The organism is Microbacterium terrae (genome assembly GCF_017831975.1).
Classification (GTDB): Bacteria; Actinomycetota; Actinomycetes; order Actinomycetales; family Microbacteriaceae; genus Microbacterium; species Microbacterium terrae.
This window is the reverse complement of record NZ_JAFDSS010000001.1, coordinates 924,965-951,941: the sequence shown is the minus strand read 5'-3', so window position 1 is coordinate 951,941 and position 26,977 is coordinate 924,965. Positions and strand designations below refer to the sequence as shown.

The following is a 26,977-nucleotide window of genomic DNA, read 5'->3' as shown; positions in this document are numbered from 1 at the left end:
TCGTGGGGGGGCGCGGGTGGGTGAACGGAGGGCGCGTCGGTCAGGGCGCGACGGCGTCCAGGGCCGCGGCGATGCGCTTCTCCCGCGTCTCGGCGCGCTTCGCGTCGGCGACGCCACGGGCGAGCTCCTTGCGGCGCGTGTACGAGAGCGCGTCGAAAGCCGCCCTCGCCCCCGGTGCGGCATCCAGCGCCGCGGCGAGATCGTCGGGCACGTCGACGACGCGCTCCGCCGTGTCGAGGGCGATCTCGACGTCGACCTCGTCGCCGATCCCGACGCCGAGACCCGCGCGCGCAGCCTTCGACAGGCCGATCACATTGGCGCCGTCCATGACGCCGAGCCGCAGCGGAGCGGATGCGCCGCCGATCGTCACCTGCACAGCGGCGCGTTTGCCGCCGCCGAGGGACGCCACCTGCTCATCGCTGAGCACGATGGCCGCGGCGGGACCGAAGGGCTGGAGGACGGTGCGTAAACGGAGGCTCATGGCCCGATCATGCCGAAAGACCCACAGCGGGCGCTACGTTCGCACGCAGCGCTGGCACTACAGGTCACGCCAGCGGCTTGACCTCAAGCGTCGCTGCGGTCGTGCCCGCCCCCACCGTCGCGAACGCGGTGTACCCGTCGGCCGCAGCGCGCTCGAGCAGCGCCTTGAGGTTCTTGGTGCGCGTCTCGAGCCGGACACGCGACCCCGACGCGACGAGGGCGGCCTTCACCGCGACGAGCTCGTGCACCGGCACGTCGCGATCGTGCACGAGCACCACTGCAGCGGGACCCTCGGTCTCGTCGGCGGAGACGAGGTCGACGATGCGCTCGAATCCGATCGAGAATCCGACCGCCGCGACATCCTGGCCGAGGAAGCGGCCGATCATCCCGTCGTAGCGACCGCCGCCGCCGAGCGAATAGTCCACCGACGGGTGGGCGAGCTCGAAGATCGTGCCGGTGTAGTACCCCATCCCGCGCACCAGGAACGGGTCGAACGCGAGCGGGATGCCGTCGCCGCCGGGGCGTGCGGCGACCACGGCCTGGCCGATGCCGACGAGGTGCGCGACGATCTCGTCGGGTGCGCCCTGCGGCAGGAGCTTGCGGATCTGCGCCTCGCCGTAGGGGTGGAACTCCAGCGTCATCGGGCGGGTGAGGAAGGCTTCGAACGCATCGACCGCAGCCGTCGTCGCGCCACGGTCGCGCAGCTCGGCGGCCACCCCGACGGGCCCGATCTTGTCGAGCTTGTCGATGGTGATGAGCACGCCCGGGCGCTCGTCGACGGCGAAGCCGAAGGTGTCGAGCATCCAGTCGAGCACGCGGCGGTCGTTGATGCGCACCGATGCACCGGCGAGCTTCAGGGCATCGAGCGTGTCGAGGGTGGCGACGATCAGCTCCGCCTCGGCGCGTGCCGAGGCATCGCCGATGATGTCGATGTCGCACTGCACGAACTGGCGGTAGCGGCCCTTCTGGGGGCGCTCGGCGCGCCACACCGGCGCGATCTGCACCGAACGGAACACGGTGGGCAGCTGCCCGCGATTGGTGGCGTAGAAGCGCGCGAGCGGAACGGTGAGGTCGTAGCGCAGGCCGAGGTCGGTCAGCGACGCGGGATCGTCGGCGGCCGCGCGGATGGCCTCCGCGTCGAGACCGCGCTTGAGCACGTTGTACGCGAGCTTCTCGTTGTCGCCGCCGATTCCGGCATGCAGGCGCCCGTACTCCTCGACGACGGGAGTCTCGATCTCGTCGAAGCCGTGCGCACGGTAGCGCTCGCGGATGACGGCGAGCACGCGCTCGCGACGAGCCTTGTCAGCGGGGAGGAAGTCGCGCATGCCGCGCGGCGGGTTCACGGATGCCACTCAGCCATTGTTCCAGTTCTCGAGCCCACGACCGGCAGAGCCCGCGGTGCGGCACTACGACTCCGCGGCGCGGACCTCGGCCTCGATGGCCCGGATGGCGGTGCGCAGGGCCCGCTCGGCGTCCCAGCCCTTCGCGCGAGCGACCGCCACGAGCCCCAGGAGCGTCTCGCCGAGGTCCTCTTCGGTCTCCGGGAGCACGTCGGGCTCGTCGGCGGCGATGGCCTCCGCAGCCGCGACTGCCTCCGCGAGGTCGAGTCCGACCCCGACACCCGCAGCCTTGCCGAGCACCTTCTGGGCCAGGGCGAGCGACGGCATGTGATGCGACACCCCGTCGAGCACGCTGGAGCGCGCGGACTTCTCGGCGGCCTTCGCCGCGTTCCAGTGCACGAGCACCTCTTCGGGCGTCGTCGCGACGGCGTCGGCGAAGACGTGCGGATGCCGCCGCACCATCTTCTCGGTGAGCCCCCGGGCGACGTCGTCGATGTCGAACGGGTCGATGTCGTCGCGCGAGGCGATCTCGGCGTGGAACAGCACCTGCCAGAGCAGGTCGCCGAGCTCCTCGCGCAGGTCGGCGCGGTCACCCGCCTCGACCGCGTCGATGAGCTCAGCGCTCTCCTCGACGAGGTACGGCACGAGCGCGCGATGGTCGATCTGCTGCGTCCACACGCAGCGGTCGCGCACGGCGCGCATCGTCTCGGCGGCCTCGCCCAGCGCCTCGTGGGCGGTCATGCGGACACCTCCGTCGCGGCGCGCCTGCGGTGGTGCGCGGCGCGCCACGAGACGAGGACCCCGGCCAGCACCAGCGAGATCAGCGACCCGGCGACGACGCCGAGGGTCGCCTGATCGCGCAGCTCCGGCGCGTCGGTGAAGGCGAGCTCGGACAGCAGCAGCGAGACGGTGAACCCGATGCCGCCGAGCGCACCGGCCGCCAGCAGATCGGCGAAGCTCAAGTGCGGCGCGGCGCCTGCGCCGCCGACCCGCAGCGACACCCAGCCGGCCAGCGTGATGCCGATGATCTTGCCGACCGGCAGCGCCACCAGGACGCCCCAGAACGCCGGAGACAGCTCGGACGGCGACACCGAGGGGATCACGACGAGTGCGGCCGAGAACGCGAAGATCGGAAGCACGACGCCGTTCACCCAGGGTTCGAGCGTGTGCCGGGTGTGAAGCGCGGGGCGCTGCGCCATGGCGAGGCCGAGGGCGACGCCGGCGATCGTGGCGTGCACGCCCGAGAGGTACGTGAGCACCCATGCCGCGATCGCGATCACCACGAGGAGCGTGCCGACGACCCAGCGGTTCCCGCGGTTGAGCGTACGGCTGAGGACGCCGAACACGACCACGGCGAGAGCCGCGAGCGCCAGCATCCCGATGTTCACGTCGCTGGTGAACAGCACCGCGATGAACACGATGCCGACGATGTCGTCGAGGATCGCCAGGGCGAGGAGGAAGATGCGCAGCGCCGAGGGCAGGCCTTTGCCGAAGACGGCGAGCACGCCGAGAGCGAACGCGATGTCGGTCGCCGTGGGGATGGGCCAGCCGTCGACGGCGTCGGAACCGCCGGCGATCAGGAGGTACACGATGATCGGCACGATCACGCCGCCGGCGGCGGCGATCGCGGGCTGGATCGCCTTGCGCATCGAGTTGAGCTGGCCGTTGGTGAGCTCGTACTGCAGTTCGACGGCCACCACGAAGAAGAACACGGCCAGCAGGCCGTCCTTGATCCAGTGCGAGACCGAGAGTTCGAACACCCCCGGGATGCCGACGTAGGCGTGCATCACCTCGTCGACTGCCGGGCCTGCCGCCGTGTTGGCGACGATGAGGCCGGCGGCGGCGGCGATGAGGAGGACGATCGCAGGGAAGCGTTCGGAGCGAAGCAGGGACATTCGTGCCTTCCGGGTCGAGTCGGCGGGGTCGGATGTTGACATGCCGACCAGACTTCCCGGCTCTCCGCCGAACAGTCTAGCCATCGCCCGGCGCGGGGACGCCGCACGGCGTCACACGACACGTCCAGGTAACACGACCGGGTTAGCGTTGAGGAATGCGCGAACCCACCCCCACCGAGGCGATCGACCTGGTCGGCCGCTACGAGGCCGAGCAGAACATCCCCGAGCAGATGCGCGCCGACGTGCGCCTGCTGGGCTCCCTCCTCGGGCAGGTGCTGCGCGAGAGCGGCTCAGCGGGGCTGTACGACGACGTGGAGCGACTGCGCGTCGCCACGATCCATGCGTACACCGACGAGACGCCGGAGGCGTTCGCCCGGGCGGCCGAGATCGCCGACTCGTTCAGCCTGCAGCGCGCCGACGAGGTGGCGCGGGCGTTCACCGTGTACTTCCACCTCGCGAACCTCGCCGAGGAGCACCAGCGCGTGCGCATCCTGCGCGGACGAGACGGCCGCCCCGACCGCGAGAACGCCGGCGACTCGGTGGCCGCAGCATTCGTCCACCTCGCAGCCGAGGTCGGCGACGAGACGGCGCTCTCGCGCCTGCAGTCGCTGCGCTTCCACCCGGTCTTCACCGCGCATCCCACTGAGGCACGCCGCCGCGCCGTCTCGACGAGCATCCGCCGCCTCGTCGACCTGCTCGAGGAGCACGACGCAGCACTGCGCAACGGCGCCGACGAGCGCCGCGCCGAGCGCCGCATGCTGGAAGAGGTCGACACGCTCTGGCGCACGGCGCCGCTGCGGCCGGAGAAGCCGTCGCCCACCGACGAGGTGCGCGCCGTCATGGCCGTGTTCGACGACACCCTCTACACCGCGGTGCCGCACGTCTACCGCCGCGTCGACGACGCCCTCCAGGGACCCGCCGCCGGCAGCCGCGCCCCCGTCGTCCGCCCGTTCGTGCGTGTCGGGTCGTGGGTCGGCGGCGACCGCGACGGCAACCCCTTCGTCACCTCATCGGTCACCCGCAAGGCCGCGAAGATCGCGAGCGAGCACGTGCTCCTCGGTCTCGAGCGCACGACGAGCCGCATCGGCCGCACGCTGACGCTCGACGCCGCGAGCACCCCGCCCACTCCGGCGCTCCTCGCGCTCTGGCAGCGGCTGTCCGCCGCCGACGAGGATGCCGCGGCCGACATCGCCAAGCGGTCGCCCGACGAGCACCACCGCCGCATCCTGCTCCTGCTCGCCCGCCGCATCGAGGCCACCCGACTGCGCAACGCCGACCTCGCCTACCGCGACCCCGAGCACCTGCTCGCCGATCTGCGCATCGTGCAGGACGCGCTCGTCCAGGCCGGCGCACCGCGTCAGGCGTACGGCCACCTCCAGCAGCTGATCTGGCAGGTCGAGACCTACGGCTTCCACCTCGCCGAGCTCGAGGTTCGCCAGCACTCCGCCGTCCACGCGAAGGTGCTCGCCGAGCTCGACTCGGGCGCCGAGCCGTCGGAGCTCGCCCGGGAGGTGCTCGACGTCTTCCGCTCGATCGCCTTCCTGCAGGATCGGTACGGACCGCGCGCCGCAGGACGCTACATCGTCTCGTTCACCCAGTCGGCGCAGGACCTCGCGAACGTGCACCGCCTCGCCCGGTACGCCGTGGGCGCCGACGGCACCCCGCCGGTGCTCGATGTGATCCCGCTGTTCGAGACGTTCGCCGACCTCCAGGCGGCGCCCGCGATCCTCGCCGAGATCGTCGAGCATCCCGAGTTCGCCGCCCGCCTCGCAGCCACCGGCAAGCGACTCGAGGTCATGCTCGGCTACTCCGACTCGTCGAAGGACGTCGGGCCGGTCGCTGCGAACCTCGCGCTCTACGAGGCGCAGGCCCTCATCGCGGCGTGGGCTCAGGAGTCGGGCATCGAGCTCACCCTCTTCCACGGTCGCGGCGGCGCTCTCGGCCGCGGCGGCGGACCCGCGAACTCCGCGATCCTCGCGCAGCCGCCGCACTCCGTCGACGGCCGCTTCAAGCTCACCGAGCAGGGTGAGGTGATCTTCGCCCGCTACGGCGACCCGGCCATCGCGATGCGCCACATCGACCAGGTGGCCGCGGCGATCCTCCTCGCCTCCTCCCCCGCCAACGAGCGGCGCAACCGGGCCGCTGCCGAGAAGTACGCCGACGTGGCCGCGACGATGGACACGGCATCCCGCGAGCGCTTCTTCTCGCTCGTGAAGGCGCCCGGATTCGCGCCGTGGTTCGCCCAGGTGACCCCCATGGAGGAGCTCGGGCTGCTCGCCCTCGGCTCGCGTCCCGCCCGACGCGGACTCTCCGTCGAATCGCTCGAAGACCTGCGCGCGATCCCGTGGGTGTTCGCGTGGACGCAGGCGCGCATCAACCTGGCCGGCTGGTTCGGCCTCGGCACCGCGCTCGAGGCCGTCGGCGACGAGGAGACCGTGCAGCGGGCCTACCAGGAGTGGCCGCTGTTCCGCACGCTCATCGACAACGTGGCGATGAGCCTCGCCAAGGCCGACGACCGCATCGCCCGCCACTACCTCGAACTCGGCGACCGCGACGACCTCGCCGCGCTCGTGCGCGACGAGATGACCCTCACGCGCGACTGGGTGATCCGGGCGACCGGGGGCACCGAGCTGCTCGGCAACAAGCCCGTGCTCCAGCGCGCGGTCAAGATGCGCAGTCCCTACGTCGATGCGCTGTCGCTGCTGCAGCTGCGCGCACTGCGAGGCCTCCGCGACGCCGCCGTCGAGGGATCGCCGGTCGACCCCGAGCTGCAGCGCCTGCTCCTGCTCTCGGTCTCCGGTGTGGCGGCCGGTCTGCAGAACACCGGCTGACACCGCTCGGAACGGATGCCCGGCCGGTCAGTCGACGCGACGGTCGTCGGCGTGCCGGGCGACCAGAACCGTGCGGACGCCCGGTCGCTCAGTCGACGCGGCGGTCGTCGGCGTGCCGGGCGAGGCCGCGCCCGTAGCGCTCGGTGAGCTGCACCATGAGGTCGGGCGTCTCGCGGTCGAGGCCGAACACGTAGCCCGGGAAGTCGAGCTCGCGCTGGGCTGCCCAGATGTCGTCGTGACGATCGGGAGAGAGCACTTGCACGGGCTCACCGACGGCGACCCAGCCGATCGGCACGGTGGTGTCGGGCGGGAGCGTCGTGCGCAGGTGAACGACGGCGTTGATCCGCACCTCGCTGCGTGCGCCGATGTGCGCGCCGTTGAACACGCGGGTGCCGGTGGCGAGGAACACCTCGTTCTCGATCACCGCGCCCGACACGCTCGCCATCGGACCCACGAGCACGTTGTCGCCGATGTGGACGGGGTTGGTCGCCGTCGCGCGGATGAGCGCGTTCTCCATGACGATGACGTTCTCGCCGAGGGTGATCGCGCCGCCTTCGGCGGTGATCACCGCCCCGTGCAGAATCTGGCAGTCGGCGCCGACCGTCACGTCGCCGCTGATCACCGCGGTGGGTGCGACCACGGCGTCGGGGTGGATGCGGGGCTCCGCCCCGAGATGCTCGAACCTCATGGGGCCTCCTCCGGGGCGTCGTCGCCAGCGTAGCGCCGCACCCGCCGGTCGTCAGCCTGCCGCGGGCGGAGCATCCTTCTTCTCGGGCCACAGCTGATCGATGAGCTGGCCGACCCACGCGACCAGCTCGCCGTCGGACAGGCGTTCGCCGCCCGCGGTCGGCAGGGGCACCACGACGGCGTCTCCCCCGGCGAGCAGCTTCGCCTTCGGGTACAGCCGCTGCAGGCGCACCCGCATCGAGTCGGGCAGATGCGCGGGGGCGATGCGCAGGTTCGGGCCCATCGCCACCACGTCCGCGAGGCCGGCGCGCCCGGCACGCCGCCGCAGCCGCGCCACGGCGAGGAGTCCCTCGACCTCGGCGGGCAGGTCACCGTACCGGTCGGTGAGCTCCTCGACGACGAGGTCGATCGCTTCGTCCTTCGCGGTGATCGACGCCGCGGCCGAGAGCTTCTGGTAGGCCTCGAGGCGCAGTCGCTCGCTGTCGATGTACTCCTCGGGGATGCGGGCCTGCACCGGGAGCTCGAGGCGCAGCTCCGTCTGCACCTCGGTCTCGTCGCCGCGGAACGCCGACACCGCCTCGCCGATCATGCGCAGGTACAGGTCGAACCCGACACCGGCGATGTGACCCGCCTGCTCGGCGCCGAGGAGGTTGCCGGCGCCGCGGATCTCGAGGTCCTTCAGCGCGACCTGCATGCCCGATCCGAGGTCGTTGTTGACCGCGATCGTCTCGAGCCGGTCGGCGGCGGTCTCGCTGAGGGGCTTGAGCTCGTCGTACAGGAAGTATGCGTACGCCCGCTCGCGCGCGCGCCCGACGCGGCCGCGCAGCTGATGCAGCTGCGACAGACCGTACTTGTCGGCGCGGTCGATGATGATCGTGTTCGCGTTGGAGATGTCGAGTCCGGTCTCGATGATCGTGGTCGAGACCAGCACGTCGGCCTTGCGCTCCCAGAAGTCGTCGACGACCTGCTCGAGCGCGTGCTCGCCCATCTGCCCGTGGGCGACGGCGATGCGGGCCTCGGGAACGAGCTCGGCGAGCTCGGACGCCACCTTCTGGATCGACTGCACGCGGTTGTGCACGTAGAAGATCTGACCTTCGCGCAGCAGCTCGCGACGGATCGCCGCGGCGATCTGCTTGTCGCTGCGGGGGCCGACGTACGACAGGATCGGATGCCGGTCCTCGGGAGGTGTCTGCAGGGTCGACATCTCACGGATGCCGGTGACCGCCATCTCGAGCGTGCGGGGAATGGGCGTCGCGCTCATGGCGAGGATGTCGACGTTCGTCTTGAGCTTCTTCAGCGCATCCTTGTGCTCGACGCCGAACCGCTGCTCCTCGTCGATGATCATGAGACCCAGGTCTTTGAAGATCACCTTCTCGGTCAGGATGCGGTGGGTTCCGATGACCATGTCGACGGTGCCGTCGGTGATGCCGGCGAGCGTGTCGCGGGCCTGCTTGTCGGACTGGAATCGCGAGAGCGGGCGCACCTTGACGGGGAACCCGGCGAACCGCTCGGTGAACGTCTCGAGGTGCTGCTTGACGAGGAGCGTCGTGGGCACGAGCATCGCGACCTGCTTGCCGTCCTGGATCGCCTTGAACGCGGCGCGCACCGCGACCTCGGTCTTGCCGAAGCCGACATCACCCGAGAGCAGGCGATCCATCGGGATCGGCTTCTCCATGTCGGCCTTGATCTCGTCGATCGTCTGCAGCTGGTCGGGGGTCTCGGCGAACGGGAACGCCTCCTCGAGCTCCCGCTGCCACGGGGTGTCGGGACCGAAGGCGTAGCCCTTCGACGCCATGCGGGCCGAATAGAGCTTGACCAGCTCGACGGCGATGTCGCGCACCGCCTTGCGCGCCTTCGACTTCGCCTGCGACCAGTCGCTGCCGCCCATCTTCGACAGCGTCGGCGCTTCGCCCCCGACGTACCGCGACAGCAGGTCGAGCTGGTCGGTCGGCACGAAGAGCTTGTCGCCCGGGTAGCCGCGCTTGGACGGCGCGTACTCGAGCACGAGGTACTCGCGCACGCTCTTGACCGCGTTGCGTCCGCCGCTGGAGACCTCGCGCTGGGCGAGCTCGACGAAGCGGCCGATGCCGTGCGTCGTGTGCACGACGTGGTCGCCGGCCTTCAACTGCAGCGGGTCGACGACGTTCTTGCGGCGCGACGCGAGCTTCTTCACCACCCGCTGGTCACCGCCGATCGTGCGGCCGTAGAACTCGCTCTCGGTGAGCACGGCGAGCTTCGCCTCGACCGACTCGAACCCGCGCTCGAGCACGGAGACGACGACGTGCGCCACCCCGGGCTCGGGGATCTCGAGCACCGCGTCGACCACGCGGGCGGCGAGGCCGCGCTCGGAGAGCACGTCGCGGGCGCGCTCGACGAGTCCGGTTCCGGATGCCGCCACCACGACCCGCCAGCCGTCCGCGAGCAGCGCCTCGACGTGGTCGATCGCGCCGTCGACGCTGCCCTGGAACGACGGAACCGCTGACCCGGCGACACGGATCGCCGCCGACGCCTCGAGGGCGACGTCGATGTCGAAGTCGGCGCCCTGAGCGTGCCGCAGCGCTGCCGCGGCATCCGCCTCTCCCGAATCGAACGTGCTGAGCGTCCACCACACGCCGTGTCGTGCCCGCGTCGCCTCCTGCAGCTCGGGAAGCGACAGGAAGTCGCCGGCTCCGAGGTCGACCGGCGTCTGGGCGCCCGCGGTCGCCGCGCTCCACGCCGCATCGAGGAACTCGCGGTTCGTGTCGCCGAGGGTGATGGCGCGCGTGACAGCACGCTCGGGGTCGACGAGCGCGACGGCGGCTCCCTCGGGGAGGTAGTCCACGACCGACACGACCCGGTCGACGACGGCGGGCATGAGCGACTCCATGCCCTCGACGGGGATGCCCTCCGACATCTTCTCGAGCATCGCCGACAGTCCGGGGAACTCGTCCTTCAGCTGCCGCGCCCGCCCGCGCACGCTCTCGGTGAGCAGCAGCTCGCGGCTCGCGACGAGCGTCACCGCGGCGACCTCGCCGGGGAGCGAGCGCTGGTCGGCCACTGAGAACGCCCGGATCTGGTCGACCTCGTCGCCGAAGAAGTCGACGCGGTACGGGTGGGGCGCCGTCGGGGGGAAGACATCGAGGATGCCGCCGCGCACGGCGAACTCGCCGCGACGCGACACCATGTCGACGCGGTGGTACGCGAGCTCCACGAGCCGCCCGACCACCGCTCCGAGATCGTGGCCGCGACCGCCCACCGCGAGGTCGACCGGTGCGGTGTCGGTGAGGCCGGCCGCGAGCGGCTGGATCGCCCCGCGCACCGACGAGGTGATCACGAGCGGCGTCGTGCCGTCCCAGCGGGCGATACGGCCGAGCACCTCGAGGCGGCGCCCCACCGTCTCGGCGCTCGGGCTCAGGCGCTCGTGCGGCAGGGTCTCCCACGCCGGCAGGTGATGTACCTCGGCGCCGGGGAGGAGCGCGCCGAGTGCAGGGCCGAGCGACTCGGCGCGGCGTCCGGTCGGGGCGATCGCGAAGATGAGCGGAGGCTTCCCCGCCGCGCGGCGGCGCTCGATCAGGGCCGCGAGGAGCGGCGCATCCAGTCCCTCGACGAGCGAGAAGTCCGCGTCGACGGATGCTGCAGCAGTCGCGTCGCGGAACGGCTCAGCCTGTTCGAGGGCGCGCACGATCCCGGGAACTGTCACCGGAGAAGTCTACGGCGCACCGCCGACACCGGCGGCCGCTCGGCGCCACGCGACCCCTCCGGCCGCTTCGGGGCACCGTCAATAGGATGAGGGCGTGACCGACCCCGACCCGCACGCGCCGACACCGCCCTGGACGGCACCCGCCGCTCCCCCGTTCGGCGCTCCCGCCGGCGCGCAGCACGCACCGGGCGCGCTGCGACCGTCGGCGGCCGCCTACGCTCCCCCGACCGGCTTCACCGTGGCGCCGACCGCGGTGCACGGCGGCGGGCCGACCCGTGAGCCCGCGCCGTCGCGATCGCGCCGCGGGCTCGGGCTTGCCGCGCTCATGCTCGCCCTGGTCGCCCTGGTCGGGGCATCCGTCGTCGGAGCCCTCGCCGCGTACGAGGCGGGCGTCGGCGCGGCTCGACGCATCGCGGCCGACCCGTCGAGCATCGACTTCGACTGGACGGTGCTCACGCCCGTGCGCGATCAGGTGCTGACGGCGGAGGTGTCGTTCTGGATCGGCACCGTGCTGGGCGTCTGGGCGCTCGTGCAGGGGATCATCGCCATGGTGAAGGACCGCGGTCGCGGCTGGGGCGTCGCCGCCGTGGTGGTCGCCGCCCTCGGACCCGTGGCGTTCTTCCTGGCCGTGCAGGGTGCCCTGTCGGCGGGACTCGTCGCAGGCGCCTCCGGCGCTCTCTGAGAGCACACGCGCGCGCAGCGGTCGACGCGTCTCAGACCCGCGGAGCGTGGTGCTTCTGCTGCGCGGCGACGAGGCCTTCGGCGACGAGCTGCTCGACCGCGTCGGCGGCGTCGCCGACGAGGATCGGCAGATTCTTCCGTTCGGTCGCGCCGAACGGGTCGAGCACCCAGTCGGCCGGGTCCTGGCGGCCTGCCGGACGGCCGATTCCCACCCGGACGCGAGCGAAGTCGGGTGTGCCGAGGGCCTTGGCCACATCGCGGACCCCGTTGTGGCCGCCGTGGCCACCGCCGGTCTTGAGCTTGATGGTGTCGAAGGGGATGTCGAGCTCGTCATGGACGACGACGACGCGGTCGGCGTCGATGCCGTAGAACTTCGCGAGTCCCGCGACCGGCCCGCCCGAGACGTTCATGAAGGTGTTGGGCTTCGCGAGGATGAGCTTCGCGCCGCCGGGGCGCAGCCACGTCTCGACCACGCGCGCATTCGCCTTGTGCGCCTTGAACGCCTCGCCGCGCCTGCCGGCGAGCTCGTCCACGACGAGCTGCCCGACGTTGTGGCGGGTGAGCTCGTAGCGGGGTCCGGGGTTGCCGAGTCCGACGATCAGCCACGCGTCTGCCATGTCGTCCATCCTGCCCGAGCCGAACGGCTCTCTGCGAAAGCGACGAGGGGATGCGGGGGTGTCCCCGCACCCCCTCGTCGGAAGTGGATCCGGGCGCGGCGGCCCGGAAGCGGCTTACTCGGCCGCGGCCTCCTCGGCGGCGGCCTCGGCCGGCGCCTCGTCGGCTGCAGCCTCGTCGGCCTCGTCCTCGGCGGCGGCAGCGGACGGCACCGAGATCGCGACGATCAGCAGGTCGCCGTCGGCGTTGAGCGAAGCGCCCTTCGGGAGCTTGAGGTCGGCGGCCGTGATGTGCGCGCCCTCCTCGAGACCCTCGACGTCGACCTCGATGTTCTGCGGGATGTGGGTCGCCTCGACCTCGAGCGCGATGGTCGCGTTGTCGAGGTTGACGATCGTGCCGGCGAACGACTCGCCGACGACGACGATCGGGACGTCGACCTGGACCTTCTCGCCCTTCTTCACGACGAGGAGGTCGATGTGCTCGACGATCTGGTGCACCGGGTCCTTCTGCACGTCCTTGACGAGGGCGAGCTGGGCCTTGCCGGCGATGTCGAGCTCGAGCACCGCGTTGGCGCGACGGATGAGCAGGCTCACCTGGTGACCGGGCAGCGCGACGTGCACGGGCTCGGTGCCGTGGCCGTAGATGACGGCGGGGATCTTGCCGGCGGCGCGGAGGCGCCGGGCGAATCCCTTGCCGAAGTTCTCGCGGACCTCGGCGACGACCTTGTTGTCGGTCTCAGTCGACATGTCTTCTCCTTGCGGGCACGGGGCCCGTTCTCTGTACGGCCCGCTGTGGCGGGCCCGGGTTTGGGGGTCTGTTTCGACTCGAACGCGCACGCGTGAGGAAAGCCGGGGCCCACTCCACTGCGTCGATCACGGATGCCGCGTCACGCCCACCGGGCGCGCGCGAGGGCATCCCTCGCCGAAGTACGGACCCGAGTCTACCAGCGACCCCGGTACGATGAGGAACGCACCCGATCCTGACGGAGGAACCCATGGAATACGGCTTCTGGTCTCACGCGCTCCTGTGGCTCATCGGCGCGATGGCCTTCGTCGGAGCGATCGGAACAGCCCTGGCGTTCTGGGGCCTCGGGCGCCAGGCATACAAGGACTGAGACCCGCTCAGTCGGTCGGCCAGACCGCCACGACGACCTTGCCCGACACGCGCGAATCGCGTGCCAGCGCGAAGGCTGCCTGCAGGTCGTCGGCCGACACCACGTGGGTCACCACCTGCTCGATGGCAGGCTCGGCGTCGAGCAGTTCGATCGCGGCGTCGATCTCGTCGTTGAAGCGGAACGTGCCGTACCAGCGCAACTCCTTCGAGATGAAGGGCGCGATGTTGATCGGGCGTGCCTGATCGGGCACCATGCCGACCTGCACGACGGTGCCGCCGATGCGTGCGGCGCGCAGCGCGGTCGAGATCGAGGGGGCGACGCCCGAGCACTCGAGAACGACGTCGTACGCGTTCGCCGGCACCTCCTCGGTCGACACGTCGATGACGTGCACGGCGCCGAGTTCACGGGCGCGGGCGAGCGGCTCGGCGAGCACGTCGGTCGCCGTGATCTCGGCCGCCCCCGCGGCGCGGGCGGCGGCGATGGCGAGCAGCCCGATCGGTCCCGCTCCGGTGACCAGCACCCGGAGCCCGCGGACGTCGCCCGCCTTCGACAGACCGTGAAGCGCCACCGCGAGGGGCTCCGCGAGCACGGCGCGGCGCACGGGAAGCGTCGACGGGAGCGGCCGGACCATCGCGCGATCCACCAGCAGGTGCTCCACGAGCCCGCCCTGCGTGTGCGGCCAGGTCGAGGCGCTGCCGAGGTACGCGCCGCCGGGCCAGAGGTGCGGGTCGCCCGGGAGGTCAGGATGCGGCTCGCCGAAGGTCGCCGGATGCACGGTGACCGGCGTGCCGGGCGCCCACGTGCCGGTGGGGTCTGCGTCGATCCGGCCCGACACCTCGTGCCCGGGTATGAGGGGCTCCCGCACCACGAACGCGCCGTTGGCACCATCGAAGTAGTAGTGCAGGTCGGAGCCGCAGATGCCGACGTAGTCGATGCGGACGCGCACCTGGTCGGCGGCAGGCTCGGGAACGGCGATCTCGCCGATGCGGATGGACTCGGGGCCGACGATGAACGCAGCGCGCATGGTTCTCCTGTGGTCGGTCAGACGACGGCGGTCATGCCGCCGTCGACGAAGATGTTCTGGCCCGAGACGAAGCTCGAGGCATCCGAGACGAGGAAGCGCAGCGCGCCGTCGAGCTCGGAGAAGTCGCCCCAGCGCTGGGCTGGCGTGCGCTGGGTGAGCCAGCCGCTGAAGGCAGGGTCGTCGACGAGGTCGCGGTTCATCTCGGTCGCGAAGTAGCCCGGCGACAGCGCGTTGACCTGGATGCCGTGGCGGGCGAGGTCGGCCGCCATGCCCTTCGTGAGCTGGGCGACACCGCCCTTCGACGCCGAATAGGGCGCGATCGTCTGGCGGGCGAGGAGCGACTGCACCGAGGCGACGTTGACGATCTTGCCGGTGCCGCGCTCGATCATCGCCGGGGCGACGAAACGCGACACGTAGAAGACTCCGCTGAGGTTCGCCGCGATGATGTCGTCCCAGTCCGCGACGGCGAACTCCGCGATGGGGGCCCGTCGCTGCACGCCGGCGTTGTTGACGAGGATGTCGGGCACGCCGAACGCGGCGATCGCCTCGGCGACTCCGGCCTCCACCGCCGCCGCATCCGTCACGTCGAAGGCGACGGATGCGGCATCCCGGCCCGACAGCTCCGACAGCTCCGCCGCGGTCGCGGCGGCCGCAGCCGCATCTCGACCGTGCACGATCACCCGGGCTCCCGCACGGGCGAGGCCCTCGGCGAGCGAGCGGCCGAGGCCGCGGGTGGAGCCGGTGACGAACGCCAGACGGCCGGAGATGTCGAAGATGTCGGGCATCGTGGATCCTTCGCGGTGGAGCGGTGGGCGGCGGTCAGATCAGCGAGCCGATGCCGAAGACCACCAGCACGAGGGCGAAGGCGAGCAGCGATTCGATGGTCTGCTGGACGGTCCAGGTCTTCAGCGTGGTCTTGACGTCCATGCCCATGAGGCGGCCGACCAGCCAGAAGCCGGAGTCGTTCACGTGACCGGCGAACACCGAACCGGCTGCCGTGGCCAGCGTGATCGCGGCGATCTGCAGCGGGTTGAAGTCGCCGGCGATGACGGCGGGGGCCGCCAGACCCGCAGCGGTGACGAGCGCGACGGTGGCCGAGCCCTGCGCGAGTCGGATGACCACGGCGATGATGTACGCGGCCACGATGACCGGCAGGCCCATGTCGCTGAGCGTGTCGGCGAGCGCGTCGCCGATGCCCGAGGCGCGGAGCACCGCGCCGAACATGCCGCCGGCGCCGGTGATGAGGATGACGGATGCGACCGGGCCGAGGGCCGAGTCGACGAGCTTCTCGATCGCGGTGCCGGTCTCGCCGCGGCGGGTGCCGAGCACGAACATCGCCACGAGGACCGTGATGAGCAGCGCCACCGGGGAATTGCCGAGCAGGATGAGCAGCTGCACCCAGATCGCGTCCGCCGAGACGACGCCGATGGTCGCGAGCGTGGTGAGACCGGTGTTGAGGAAGATCAGCGCCATCGGCAGCAGGAGCAGCAGGATGACGGTGCGGGGCTTGGGCGGGTTGACCGGCTGGTCCTCGTCGATGTCGCCGAACAGCGTGGGAACGGCGAGCGGAATGCGGGCCGAGATGAACTTGCCCCAGAGGTAACCCGAGACGTACCAGACCGGGAAGGCGATCAGGAGGCCGACCAGGAGGACGATGCCGAGGTTCGCACCGTACAGCTCGGTCGCGGTGACCGGACCGGGGTGCGGCGGCAGGAAGACGTGCATCACCGAGAACGCGGCGGCCGACGGGATGCCGAAGAGGAGGACGTTGTTCTTCGACACGCGACGTGCGACGGCGAACACGATCGGGAGCATCATCACGAGGCCCGCGTCGAAGAACATCGGGAAGCCGAGGATGAGCGACGCGATACCGAGCGCGAACGGAGCCCGCTTCTCGCCGAAGATGTCGACGAACTTGTCGGCGAGCGCCTTGGCGCCGCCAGAGTGCTCGATGAGCCTGCCTAGCATCGCGCCGAGCGCCACGAGCAGGGCGACCGTGCCGAGCGTCGCTCCGAGCCCGCCGGTCAATGTCGTCGCGATGACGCCGACGGGGATCTGGGCGACGATCGCCGTGAGCAGCGAGACGATGATCAGCGTCAGGAAGGCGTGCACCTTGAAGACGATGATCAGCAGCAGGATGAGGGCGATCGCGCCCGCTGCGATGAGCAGCAGGGGCACGGTCCCGAGGGTTTGGGTCCAGTCTTCCATCGGCTTATCTCCATTGACGTTCCCGGGACGACCGGCGATGCTGCCGATGTTCCCGCGTGTACGATTCGAGCGGCCCGACGCGGATCCCGCGATCGAAGCCCTCGCAATATTGGCATAAAGATCGTATCTTTGCCACTAGAACATCGTATCTTTTGGAGAACCCGTGGCTCAGGCATCCCATGAATCGGTGCTCGACGACCTCGGGGTCCGCATCTCCTCCGGCGCCCTGCCGACCGGAAAAGTCCTGACCCTCGCGGGACTCGAAGCGGATTACGGCGTCTCGAGGACCGTCATCCGCGAGGCGGTGCGCGTACTCGAGGCGATGGGCATGCTCGCGTCCCGCCGACGGGTCGGCGTCACCGTGCAGCCGATGACGGCGTGGAGCGCGCTCGACCCGAGACTGATCGGCTGGCAGCTCTCCGGGCCCCGCCGCGCGCAGCAGCTCGTCGTCGTCACCGAGCTGCGCGCCGCGATCGAGCCGGTCGCAGCGCGGCTCAGTGCAATGCGCGCAAGCGACGTGCAGCGTGCCGAGATCCTGCGCCTGGCGACGCTCCTCGAGGAGCTCGGCCATGACGGGCGAGGCGACTCCGCGGAGTACCTCGCCGCCGACATCGCCTTCCACGACCTCATCCTCGATTCGAGCGGCAACCTCATGCTCGCCGCGACGAAGGCGCCGATCGCCGCCGTGATCGCCGGGCGCTCGAACGTCGGGCTCACACCGCCCGTCCCCGACGTCGAGGCCCTCCACAACCACATCCAGACGGCCGCCGCCATCGCGCGGGGCGACGCGCAGGCAGCCGAGCACCACACCCGCCGCTACGTGGATGCGGTGCTCGCCGAGGTCAAAGCGGAGAGCTGACCGCGTTCGGCGACGCCTCACCCCGGAGCACGGTGATCAGGTCATCGATCGACTGCTCCGACATGCGGGCGACAGCCTCGCGCGTGTGGCCGCCGCTGTGCGGCGTGGACACCACGCGCGGGTGCCCGACCAGCGGCGACGCCGACGGCGGCTCGGTCTCGTACGCGTCGATCGCCACGCCGTAGATGCGGCCGGCGTCGAGTGCGGCACGCGCCGCAGCCTCGTCGATGAGCCCGCCGCGGGCGGTGTTCACGACTATCGCGTCCGCAGGGAGCAGCGCCAGCCGGCGCTCGTCGAGGAGGTGCCGCGTCTCGGGCAGCAGCGGCACGTGCAGGCTCAGCACGTCGCTGCGCCGGCACAGGTCGTCGAGGTCGCACCGCTCGACGCCGGCGGCGGCGAACACCTCGTCCGGCAGCATCGGGTCGTAGGCGATGGGCGTCATGCCGATCCCCCGTGCCCGCTCGGCGACCAGGCGCCCGATCGCCCCGAACCCGACGACGCCGAACACTCCCCCGGTGAGCTCACGGCCTTCGCCGCGCGGCCAGTCGCCGGCGCGGACTGCGGCGTCGAGGCGCGGGATGCCGCGGGCGACCGCGAACGTCAGGCCGACGGCGAGCTCCGCGACGGCGAGGGCGTTGGCCCCCGGAGTGCGCGTCACGACGATGCCACGGGCGCGGGCCGCGTCGAGGTCGACGTTGTTCGTGCCCACCCCGTAGCGGGCCACGACCCGCAGTCGGTCGGCGGCGGCGAGGGCGTCGGCGCTGTAGTCGTCGAGCCCGGCGATGACGCCGTCGACGCCCGGGAGCGCATCGATCAGCTCGGACTCGGTCATCGGACGTCCGAAGGGATTGAGGACGACCTCGCCGACCGCGCGGCGCAGCGACTCCAGTGCTGCCGAGTCGGGCTGTCGGCAGAGCGAGGTGGGGGTCACGAGCACCTTCATCGTGCGGTCTCCGATCCGGGTCGGGTCTGCGAGTAGTGGTCGAGATAGCGGGCGAACGCCTCGTCGTACTGCGCGCGACGCTCCGGACGCGGCTGCACGAAGCGCGGCTCGGCGTCGTCGAACGCGGGATGCCGTTCGCTCGCACCGCTCGCGACCAGGCCCATGCGCACCGCTCCGACGACCGAGCTGTGCTGCAGGGTCGAGACCTCCATCTCGGTGCCGAACACATCGGCGGTGAGCTGCGTCCAGAACGGCGACGAGAGCACTCCGCCGGAGAGGACGATGCGCCGCGGCATGCCGTTGAGCGCGGTGAGCTCCTTGAAGCAGTGGAACAGCGAGAACACGATCCCCTCGAGCACCGCCTGGTACATGTCTGCGCGCGAGTGCTCCGGGCGCAGCTCGACGAGCCCGCCGCGGCGCTGATCCTGCCAACCTGGGCTGCGCTCACCGAAGAGGAACGGCAGGAACACGGGGAGGTCGCGGCGGTCTGCCGACAGCAGCGGCTCGATCTCGGAGTAGTCGGTCGTGAGCCCGAAGAGCCGCTCGCGCGCCCAGTCGACGCAGTTGCCGCATCCCGACGTCGCCGCTCCGCTGAGCGGACCGACGGGCGAACGGTACGACCAGGTGCTGAGCGCCGGTGAGAACGACGGATGCCGCGTCGCGAAGCGCAGCGCCCCGCTCGTGCCCATCGAGAACGTCATGTCGCCGGGGTTGGTGGCGAGATCGCCGACCTGGCTGAGCCCGCCGTCCGGACCAGGGGTGAGCACCGGGATGCCGGCGCGCAGCCCGAGCAGCACCGCCGCCTCGCGCGCGAGCGGAGCGGTGTGCGTGCTCTCGTGGAGCTCCGGCAGGATCACACCGCGCAGGCCCAGCCGTTCCACGACCTCCTCGTCCCACTGCGCGCTCTCGGCGCCGAGGAGCCCGGTGCCCGATGCCACCGAGGGGTTCGACGACACCTCGCCGGTCAGGCGGGCGAAGTTGAGCGTCGGCTGGTCCATGGCCCGCAGACCGTCGATCCGCATGCCCTGTTCGCGCAGCCACATGAGCTTGAACGCGGGGTAGATGGCGTTGACCATGCTGCCCGTGCGCTCGTAGTACCACCACGTGAAGTCGCGGTCGAGGCGCTCACGGGCGCTGAGGTTCTGCGCGCTCGTGTCGGGCCACTCCCGCACCGGCGTGAGCGCCCGGAGGTCGTCGTCGACGAGCGTGAGTCCATGCCAGGTGCCGCTCAGCACGATGAGGTCCACGGCCGCTCCGGCGGCCGCCTCCCGGCCGAGCGCCATCAGCTGGGTGTACACCGCGTCGGCGTCGCGCACCGAGGTGTCGGGCACCTCGAACCGGCGGCTGCGGACCGAGACCTCGCCGGTCTCGGAATCGAAGAGCATCGTCTTCGCGGAGGTGGTGCTGGACTCGAGGGCCAGGATGATCATGTGTGAAGCCTGTCGTCGGTGACTGGAGAGGCATCCGTCACCCCTCGACGCCCAATGATATGATCATTTCGACTTCAGCACACCTCGAAGGCGGAAAATGAGCATCATCGACGATCGGATCTTCTCGTACGGCATCGTTCCCGTGGTGGTGGCACGGACGGCGGACGAGGGCGCAGCCATCGCCGGCGCACTTGCCGATGGGGGGCTCCCGGTCGCCGAGGTGACGTTCCGCACCCCGGCGGCAGCGGACGCCATCGCCCGCGTCGCCGAGCGCGGCGACATCCTCCTCGGCGCCGGCACCGTGACGACGACCGCGCAGGTCGATCGGGCGGTCGCGGCCGGTGCGCAGTACATCGTCTCGCCCGGCACCTCGCGGGCGGTCGTCGAGCGCGCGCTCGAGCACGGCGTCCCCGTGATCCCGGGTGCCGTGACCGCCACGGAGGTGCAGGCGGCTCTGGAGCTCGGCCTCACCACCGTGAAGTTCTTCCCGGCACAGACCTCGGGCGGAGCGGCGGCCATCCGGGCGCTCGCGGCGCCGTTCGGCGATGTCACGTTCCTCCCGACCGGCGGCATCGGTCCGGCGAACCTCGCGGACTATCTCGGCATCGCCCAGGTCGCCGCCGTCGGCGGGTCGTGGATGCTTCCCGCCTCGGCGGTCGAAGCGCGGGCGTGGGGCGAGATCTCGGCCGCGACGGCGGATGCGGTCGCCGCGGTGCAGAGCCTCCGCGGGCTCGACTGACGATCGCCGTGCGATCGATGACCGCGCTCACAATCGGGGTCCCCTCGACGTGAGCGTCACGCCCCGGCGGTGTAACACGCGCAGGGCAGACTCTAGGCTGGACCAGGATCGACGAAAGAGGAGTTCGAGTGACCGAGCAGTCAGCGAATATCGGTGTGGTGGGACTTGCGGTGATGGGGTCCAACCTCGCCCGCAACCTGGCGAGCCGTGAAGGCAACACGGTGGCGGTCTTCAACCGCTCCCGGTCGAAGACCGACGAACTGGTCGCCGACCACCCTGAGGCGGGCTTCGTCCCCGCCTTCTCGTACGAGGAGTTCGCCGCGACGCTCGCCAAGCCCCGCACCGCGATCATCATGGTCAAGGCCGGCGGCCCGACCGACGCGGTCATCGACTCTCTCGTCGAGGTGTTCGAGGCCGGCGACATCATCGTCGACGGCGGCAATGCCCTCTTCACCGACACCATCCGCCGCGAGAAGGCCGTCCGCGAGACCGGCATCAACTTCGTCGGCGCCGGCATCTCGGGTGGCGAGGAGGGCGCACTCCTCGGCCCGTCGATCATGCCCGGCGGTTCGGACGAGTCGTGGGTCACCCTCGGCCCGATCCTGAAGTCGATCGCTGCGGTCGCCGAGGGCGAGCCGTGCGTCACGCACGTCGGCCACGACGGCGCCGGCCACTTCGTGAAGATGGTGCACAACGGCATCGAGTACGCCGACATGCAGCTCATCGCCGAGGCGTACGACCTGATCCGCCGCGGCACCGGCAAGACTCCGGCGGAGATCGCCGATGTGTTCGCCGAGTGGAACACCGGCGAGCTCGAGTCGTACCTCATCGAGATCACGGCCGAGGTGCTCCGCCAGATCGACGCCGAGACGGGCAAGCCGCTCGTCGACGTCATCCTCGACCAGGCCGGCGCCAAGGGCACCGGCGCGTGGACCGTGCAGACCGCCCTCTCGCTCGGCGTTCCGGTGTCGGGCATCGCCGAGGCGACGTTCGCCCGGTCGCTGTCGAGCCACCCCGAGCAGCGCGCGGTCTCGCGCGACCTGCCCGGCGCTGAAGAAGAGCTCACCGTCGACGACGTCGACGCCTTCATCGAGGATGTGCGCCTCGCCCTCTACGCGTCGAAGATCGTCGCGTACTCGCAGGGCTTCGACGAGATCCGCGCCGGTGCAGCCGAGTACGACTGGACCATCGACCTCGGCGCCGTGTCGAAGATCTGGCGTGCCGGCTGCATCATCCGCGCCCAGTTCCTCAACCGCATCGCCGACGCGTACGACGCCGAGCCGGGTCTTCCCGTGCTCCTCACCGCGCCGTACTTCGTCGAGGCCCTCGGCCGCGCCCAGGGTGCCTGGCGCCGGATCGTGTCGACCGCCGCAGGCGCCGGAATCCCGGCACCCGCGTTCTCGTCGTCGCTGTCGTACTACGACGGGCTGCGCGCCGAGCGGCTCCCCGCCGCCCTCGTGCAGGGCCAGCGCGACTTCTTCGGCGCCCACACGTACAAGCGCATCGACAAGGAAGGCACCTTCCACACGCTGTGGTCGGGCGACCGCACCGAGATCGAAGCCGAAGACACCCACTGACGCAGGCGAGGCCGACCGCCTCGCTACGCACCACCGACGACCGGGGATCTGTCCCCGGTCGTCGGTCGTTTCTGGGCGACGTCAGGCGGGAACCACGTTGTGGTTGCGGCAGAACACGTTCGTCGGGTCCCACTCGCGCTTGACGGCCGCGAGGCGCGCCATGGTCTCGGGCGGGTACATGCGGGTCGCCCAGTCCGCCTCGGTCGACGTCGTGAAGTTGCCGTACACCCCGGCACCGAGCGCCTCGATGGCCGCCCAGTCGCGCTCCGCCGCAGCCCGCGCGTCGTCGTCGAGCATGCCCGGAATGTCGAAGGCGCCGGCCATCGCGAACCACGTGGCTCCACGCGCGGGGAACGCCGTGGCCGACTGCTCGATGTCGCCATAGGCGCCGCCGAGCGACCGCAGCATCGCGACCGAGGCGGGCCGAGACTCGCGGAACGACACCAGGCGGTCGATCACGTCGTCGTCGAGCACCTCGACCAGCGCGTTGCCGCCGACGAACCCGGGCATCGGGTTCTCGGGATCGAACTCGGGTGCGTGCAGCAGCACGTCGGGGTACGGCGTGTGCCCGAACTCGCGCTCGCTCACCTGCGACAGCGCGAGCAGCGGTGCGAGGGCGGCACGCGCGGCGCCGACGTCGGACCCGGCCCACACCGCCTCGATGGACGCCCCCGCCGGTGCGCTCGGGTCCATCGCCGGCACGTCCATGTACGTCACCGTCAGCTCACGCGGGGCGTCGGCCATCACGGCGCGCAGCGTCTGCAGCACCGGGCGGGCGTCGCCCTCGATGCCGAGACTCGCCGCGACGACGCCCTCGAGCGGATGCGCTCGGAAGTCGAACCGCGTCACCACACCGAAGTTGCCTCCGCCGCCGCGCAGCGCCCACATCAGCTCGGAGTGCGAGCTGTCGTCGATCTCGACGACGGCTCCTCGCGCGGTGACCAGCTGAGCCCCCACCAGCTGGTCTGCTGCCAGACCCCACGCGCGCACCATGAGTCCGATGCCGCCCCCGAGCGTGAGCCCGCCCACCCCCACCGACGCGGTGTCGCCCGAGCTGATCCCGAGACCGTGACCGGCCAGCACCGCCGCGACGGCGCCCCACGTCGCTCCCCCGCCGACGTGCACAAGCGTGCCGTCGACCGACACGTCGTCGAGCGCGCCGATGTCGAGGGTGAGGCCGCCGGGCAGACCGCACCAGGCACTGTGCCCGCCGCCGCGGATCGTGACGTCGAGGCGCTGCCCGGCGGCGTAGCGCACGGCATCGCTGACATCGTCGACGGAGCTCGCGCGGATGATCGCGGCCGGCGAGCCGATGCCGGAATGGAAGCGGCGCGCGGAGTCCCACTCCGCGTCGCCCGGACGGATGAGGGTGCTGACCGCACCGGCGCCGAGGTCGTCGTTGCTCATGCCCGCCAGGTTAGAGGTCGCCGCCGACATCGACCAGGGCCTCGCGATGCCGCGCCCGATGGCGGGCCCGGCGTCGATCCCGATCCCGCTCCGCGGGCGTAGGCTCGCGGACGTGACGAGCATCCTCTACATCGGCGGCACCGGAACCATCAGCGCGGCCTGCGTGCGACGCTCGGTCGCCCTCGGCCATCAGGTGACCGTGCTCAACCGGGGCGGCGCACGCCGCCCGCTCCCGCCCGAGGTGACAATTCTGCAGGCGGACGTCCGCGATGCCGGCGCCGTCCGCGCCGCGCTGGGCGAGCGCCGCTTCGACGTGGTCGCGGAGTTCCTGGCCTTCACGCCCGAGCACATCCGCACCGACCTCGACCTGTTCGAGGGCCGCACCGGGCAGTACGTGTTCATCAGCTCGGCATCCGCCTACGAGAAGCCCCCGCGTCGACTCCCGGTGACCGAGTCCACGCCGCTGCGCAACCCGTTCTGGCAGTACTCCCGCGACAAGATCGCCTGCGAGGACGTCCTGGTCGCCGCCCATCGCGAGCGCGGTCTGCCGGTGACGATCATCCGCCCGTCGCACACCTATGACGAGCGGATGATCCCGACCCTCGGCGGCTGGACCGACATCGCGCGCCTGCGCGCCGGCCGCCCGGTGATCGTCCACGGCGACGGCACGAGCCTGTGGACCATCACGCACAGCGACGACTTCGCCGTCGCGTTCGCCGGGCTCCTGGGCAACCCCGAGGCGATCGGCGAGGCATTCACGATCACCGGTTCGCACGCGCCGTCGTGGAACCGGATCTACGGCTGGCTCGCGGATGCGGCAGGTGTCTCGAGCCCCGACCTCGTGCACGTGGCATCCGACGCCATCGCCGCGTTCGCCCCCGATCTCGGCCCGACGCTCATCGGCGACAAGGCACACTCCATGGTCTTCGACAACACGAAGGTCACTGCGCTCGTCCCCGACTTCCGCACCACGATCACGTTCGACGAGGGCGCCCGGCGGATTCTCGCGTATTACGACGACCACCCCGAGGAACAGGTGATCGACGAAGGCCGCGATGCGGTGTTCGATCGCATCGCGGCCTTCGCCCGGTCCGCCGGCTGAGCCGCCGCCGGCAGCACACCGTCAGCACGCCACGGGTGCCGCCTGAGCGGCGACCTCACCGCGTGATGTCGCGCACGGTTCCCTTCTCGAGGCGCAGGCGACGGCTCGCCCGGCGCGCCACCGCCGAGTCGTGCGTCACGGCGATGAGCGTCAGCCCCTCGGCGTTGAGCCGCTCGAGGAGGGTGAGGATCTCGTCGCGCATGCTCTCGTCGAGGTTGCCCGTCGGCTCGTCGGCGAGCAGCACGCGCGGGCGCTTCACGATCGCGCGGGCGATGGCGACGCGCTGCTGCTGACCGCCGGAGAGCTCGGTCGGCTTGTGATCGGCCCGGTCGGCGAGCCCGACGTGCTCGAGAGCTTCGGCGACCCGCGCGGCGCGCTCGGTCTTCGCCAGCCGCAGCGGTTCGAGCGCCATGTCGACGTTCTCGGCGGCGGTCAGGGTGGGGATCAGGTTGAACCCCTGGAACACGAAGCCGATCTCCGTGGCACGGACGCGCCCGAGCTCGGCGTTCGACGCCGTCGAGATGTCGAGTGCGCCGAGGTGCACCGAGCCGGCGGACGGCCGGTCGAGCGCGCCCAGCAGCTGCAGCAGCGTCGACTTCCCGCCGCCGGTCGGCCCCTGGATCGTGACGAACTCGCCCTCGGCGATCTCGACGTCGACGCCGGTGAGCGCCTTGACGATCCGCTCCTTCTGCTTGTACGTGCGGGTGACCCCGTGGAGGCGGTAGATGGCCGCGGGCGCGGCATCCGTCGTCTCGGTTCGATCGCTGTCGATCATGGTCATGGCGTCGTCTCCTGTCGGGTGGGGCGGGGTCGTCGTGGTGGTGGTCGGGTCGGACACGGTCAGCCCACCGATCGCAGCGCCTCGGCGGGGCTGAGGCGCGCAGCTCGCCACCCGCCGAACGCACCGGCGAGGAGCCCGCCGGCGACGGCCAGGCCGATGGCCGCTGCGACGACCCAGAGGGTGACCGGCGCCTGCAGCACGATGTCGCTCGACGTCTGCGCGAACGACGCGTCGCCGAAGCCCGGCCCGCCGCCGGCCATCATGCCGCCGCCCGGGCCGGTCTGCTCGGTCGATGTCGGCGCTGTCGAGATCGTCGGCGCGGCGATGTTGATGGCGAGGATGCCGGCGAAGCCGATGATCAGGCCGATGACGCCGCCGATCAGGCTCTGCACGACCGATTCGCCGGCGACCTGTCCGACGACGCGCCCGTTGGACCAGCCGATCGCCTTGAGCGTGCCGAACTCCCGCGTGCGGCGCGAGACACCCGAGATGGTGAAGAGCACCGCGAGGGCGAGGGCGACGACGAGCACGATGACCGAGAGCCACGTGCCGAGGTTCGTGATGAGCGAGGATGCGCTCGAGAGCGAGCCCGACACGGTCGATGCGAGATCGGACTGCGAGCTGACGGTGGCGTCGGGGAGCTCGGCCTCGATGGCCTCCTGCACGCTCGCGATGGCGTCGGAGGACTCGGCCTGCACGTACACGGTGGAGAGCACGTCGCCCGCTCCCGACAGCTCCTGTGCGACATCGAGCGGGATGTAGGCGTTCGACGCGGTGTCGGCCTCGTCGGAGGTGGATGCCACGATGCCGACGACCTCGAAGTCGGTGCCGCCGATGTCCATGGTGTCGCCGACGGCGAGTTCGGCGGTCGTCGCGTAGGTCGCGTCGAGCACGACCGCGTACGAACCGGCGTCACTCGTCTCGAGGGCGCGACCGTCGGTCACCTCGACCGCGGACAGCGGGCCGATGGCCGCCGCGGACGCGTCGATGCCGAGCACGGTGAACGAGTCGACGTCGAACGACCCGCCGCCGAAGCCGCCGCCGCCCTGCTGGGCGTCGCCCTGCTGCGGCTGCTGACCCTGGTCGGTGCCGCCGTCGGTGGACTGATCGGGCCGCTCGGGCAGCTCGCCCGAGAAGGTGCTGTTGGTGAGGCTCAGCGCACCCGAGGCGGCCGCGACCCCGTCGGTCGCCGTCACCGTGTCGAGCGTCGACGCGTCGAGCGTCGCGCGCATCGGCTCGGTCATCAGCCGCGACTGGCTGAGCGAGGTGGTGCCGTCGTCGCCGGTGGAGCCGCCCTCCTCGTCGAACTCGAATCGCTGACCGCCCCCGCCTTCGCCGGGCTCGGCCTGGGCTCCGGTCACGGTCAGGTCGGTGCCGACGCCGTAGACCGACTCGAGCGCCTGCGCCTGGGCGCTGCTCACCCCCGCCGCCAGCGAGTTCACGATCATCACGAGGGCGATGGCGATGGCCAGGCCCGACGCGACGATGATCGTCTGCTTCTTGCGGCCGGCCAGCTCCCGCCGCAGATAGGTCATGTACATGGGTCTCCTCCTGGCGGGCGCGCTGCCGGCCGTCGAAGTCCGAC

Annotated in this window: 22 protein-coding genes; 6 read left to right on the top strand and 16 right to left on the bottom strand. The window is 71.2% G+C overall.

What is annotated here, in order from left to right; genetic code table 11:
• Positions 1 to 40: 40 nt before the first annotated feature.
• The 4 genes from JOD63_RS04320 to nhaA form a co-directional block, all read right to left on the bottom strand.
• Positions 41 to 481 carry a YdeI/OmpD-associated family protein gene (locus JOD63_RS04320; protein ID WP_045275710.1) on the bottom strand — a complete coding sequence of 147 codons (441 nt, stop codon included), beginning with the start codon at positions 479 to 481 and terminating at the stop codon, positions 41 to 43.
• 64 nt (positions 482 to 545) lie between these two features.
• Entirely contained in the window at positions 546 to 1,805 is a 1,260-nt protein-coding gene (gene hisS / locus JOD63_RS04315; protein WP_045275780.1) for a histidine--tRNA ligase, read from the bottom strand.
• Between the two features lie 81 nt (positions 1,806 to 1,886).
• A complete protein-coding gene (locus JOD63_RS04310; RefSeq protein ID WP_045275709.1) occupies positions 1,887 to 2,561 on the bottom strand; it encodes a MazG family protein in 675 nt (224 codons plus the stop codon).
• Positions 2,558 to 3,715 (bottom strand): Na+/H+ antiporter NhaA, encoded by a 1,158-nt coding sequence (nhaA, locus tag JOD63_RS04305; protein ID WP_045275708.1) that lies wholly within the window; start codon positions 3,713 to 3,715, stop codon positions 2,558 to 2,560. The genes JOD63_RS04310 and nhaA overlap by 4 nt, the downstream gene beginning before the upstream one ends.
• Positions 3,716 to 3,870: 155 nt before the next feature.
• Here nhaA and JOD63_RS04300 point away from each other — a divergent pair, with 155 nt between their 5' ends.
• Positions 3,871 to 6,546: a phosphoenolpyruvate carboxylase gene (locus JOD63_RS04300; RefSeq protein ID WP_045275707.1), complete on the top strand. Its 2,676-nt coding sequence runs from the start codon at positions 3,871 to 3,873 to the stop codon at positions 6,544 to 6,546.
• A gap of 88 nt (positions 6,547 to 6,634) precedes the next feature.
• On the opposite strand, the gene JOD63_RS04295 is transcribed toward JOD63_RS04300, so the two are convergent.
• Together JOD63_RS04295 and mfd are read right to left on the bottom strand one after the other, a co-directional pair.
• Positions 6,635 to 7,234 carry a gamma carbonic anhydrase family protein gene (locus JOD63_RS04295; RefSeq protein ID WP_045275706.1) on the bottom strand — a complete coding sequence of 200 codons (600 nt, stop codon included), beginning with the start codon at positions 7,232 to 7,234 and terminating at the stop codon, positions 6,635 to 6,637.
• 51 nt (positions 7,235 to 7,285) lie between these two features.
• Entirely contained in the window at positions 7,286 to 10,912 is a 3,627-nt protein-coding gene (gene mfd / locus JOD63_RS04290; protein WP_169748403.1) for a transcription-repair coupling factor, read from the bottom strand.
• Between the two features lie 94 nt (positions 10,913 to 11,006).
• Here mfd and JOD63_RS04285 point away from each other — a divergent pair, with 94 nt between their 5' ends.
• A complete protein-coding gene (locus JOD63_RS04285; RefSeq protein WP_045275705.1) occupies positions 11,007 to 11,594 on the top strand; it encodes a hypothetical protein in 588 nt (195 codons plus the stop codon).
• A gap of 31 nt (positions 11,595 to 11,625) precedes the next feature.
• Here JOD63_RS04285 and pth read toward each other — a convergent pair whose 3' ends face one another.
• From pth to JOD63_RS04260, 5 genes are all read right to left on the bottom strand, one after another.
• Positions 11,626 to 12,210 (bottom strand): aminoacyl-tRNA hydrolase, encoded by a 585-nt coding sequence (gene pth / locus JOD63_RS04280; RefSeq protein ID WP_045275704.1) that lies wholly within the window; start codon positions 12,208 to 12,210, stop codon positions 11,626 to 11,628.
• A gap of 114 nt (positions 12,211 to 12,324) precedes the next feature.
• Complete coding sequence (locus tag JOD63_RS04275; RefSeq protein ID WP_045275703.1) at positions 12,325 to 12,954, bottom strand: 50S ribosomal protein L25/general stress protein Ctc; 630 nt, start codon at positions 12,952 to 12,954, stop codon at positions 12,325 to 12,327.
• 375 nt (positions 12,955 to 13,329) lie between these two features.
• Entirely contained in the window at positions 13,330 to 14,346 is a 1,017-nt protein-coding gene (locus JOD63_RS04270; RefSeq protein WP_045275702.1) for a zinc-binding dehydrogenase, read from the bottom strand.
• Between the two features lie 17 nt (positions 14,347 to 14,363).
• Entirely contained in the window at positions 14,364 to 15,131 is a 768-nt protein-coding gene (locus tag JOD63_RS04265) for a glucose 1-dehydrogenase (protein WP_045275701.1), read from the bottom strand.
• A gap of 34 nt (positions 15,132 to 15,165) precedes the next feature.
• Complete coding sequence (locus JOD63_RS04260) at positions 15,166 to 16,554, bottom strand: GntP family permease (protein ID WP_045275700.1); 1,389 nt, start codon at positions 16,552 to 16,554, stop codon at positions 15,166 to 15,168.
• A gap of 163 nt (positions 16,555 to 16,717) precedes the next feature.
• Here JOD63_RS04260 and JOD63_RS04255 point away from each other — a divergent pair, with 163 nt between their 5' ends.
• Positions 16,718 to 17,413: a FadR/GntR family transcriptional regulator gene (locus JOD63_RS04255; protein ID WP_045275699.1), complete on the top strand. Its 696-nt coding sequence runs from the start codon at positions 16,718 to 16,720 to the stop codon at positions 17,411 to 17,413.
• Here the strand turns inward: JOD63_RS04255 and JOD63_RS04250 are convergent.
• Both JOD63_RS04250 and JOD63_RS04245 read right to left on the bottom strand, forming a co-directional pair.
• The gene (locus JOD63_RS04250) at positions 17,397 to 18,356 is read right to left on the bottom strand and encodes a phosphoglycerate dehydrogenase (protein WP_045275698.1); all 960 of its coding nucleotides are present in this window, start codon (positions 18,354 to 18,356) and stop codon (positions 17,397 to 17,399) included. The genes JOD63_RS04255 and JOD63_RS04250 overlap by 17 nt on opposite strands.
• Complete coding sequence (locus JOD63_RS04245; RefSeq protein ID WP_045275697.1) at positions 18,353 to 19,786, bottom strand: gluconokinase; 1,434 nt, start codon at positions 19,784 to 19,786, stop codon at positions 18,353 to 18,355. Before JOD63_RS04245 ends, JOD63_RS04250 begins: the two co-directional genes overlap by 4 nt.
• Positions 19,787 to 19,883: 97 nt before the next feature.
• Between JOD63_RS04245 and eda the strand changes: the two genes are divergently transcribed.
• Complete coding sequence (gene eda, locus JOD63_RS04240; protein WP_045275696.1) at positions 19,884 to 20,525, top strand: bifunctional 4-hydroxy-2-oxoglutarate aldolase/2-dehydro-3-deoxy-phosphogluconate aldolase; 642 nt, start codon at positions 19,884 to 19,886, stop codon at positions 20,523 to 20,525.
• Between the two features lie 128 nt (positions 20,526 to 20,653).
• Entirely contained in the window at positions 20,654 to 22,102 is a 1,449-nt protein-coding gene (gndA, locus tag JOD63_RS04235) for an NADP-dependent phosphogluconate dehydrogenase (RefSeq protein ID WP_045275695.1), read from the top strand.
• A gap of 81 nt (positions 22,103 to 22,183) precedes the next feature.
• Here gndA and JOD63_RS04230 read toward each other — a convergent pair whose 3' ends face one another.
• Entirely contained in the window at positions 22,184 to 23,509 is a 1,326-nt protein-coding gene (locus JOD63_RS04230; RefSeq protein WP_211088042.1) for an FAD-binding oxidoreductase, read from the bottom strand.
• A 58-nt stretch (positions 23,510 to 23,567) separates the two neighbouring features.
• Between JOD63_RS04230 and JOD63_RS04225 the strand changes: the two genes are divergently transcribed.
• Positions 23,568 to 24,611: an SDR family oxidoreductase gene (locus JOD63_RS04225; RefSeq protein ID WP_084613560.1), complete on the top strand. Its 1,044-nt coding sequence runs from the start codon at positions 23,568 to 23,570 to the stop codon at positions 24,609 to 24,611.
• 55 nt (positions 24,612 to 24,666) lie between these two features.
• Here the strand turns inward: JOD63_RS04225 and JOD63_RS04220 are convergent, their stop codons facing one another.
• On the bottom strand, positions 24,667 to 25,392 hold the full coding sequence (locus JOD63_RS04220; RefSeq protein WP_211088041.1) for an ABC transporter ATP-binding protein: 726 nt from the start codon (positions 25,390 to 25,392) through the stop codon (positions 24,667 to 24,669).
• Between the two features lie 59 nt (positions 25,393 to 25,451).
• Positions 25,452 to 26,933 carry an ABC transporter permease gene (locus JOD63_RS04215; RefSeq protein WP_045275987.1) on the bottom strand — a complete coding sequence of 494 codons (1,482 nt, stop codon included), beginning with the start codon at positions 26,931 to 26,933 and terminating at the stop codon, positions 25,452 to 25,454.
• Positions 26,934 to 26,977 lie beyond the last annotated feature (44 nt).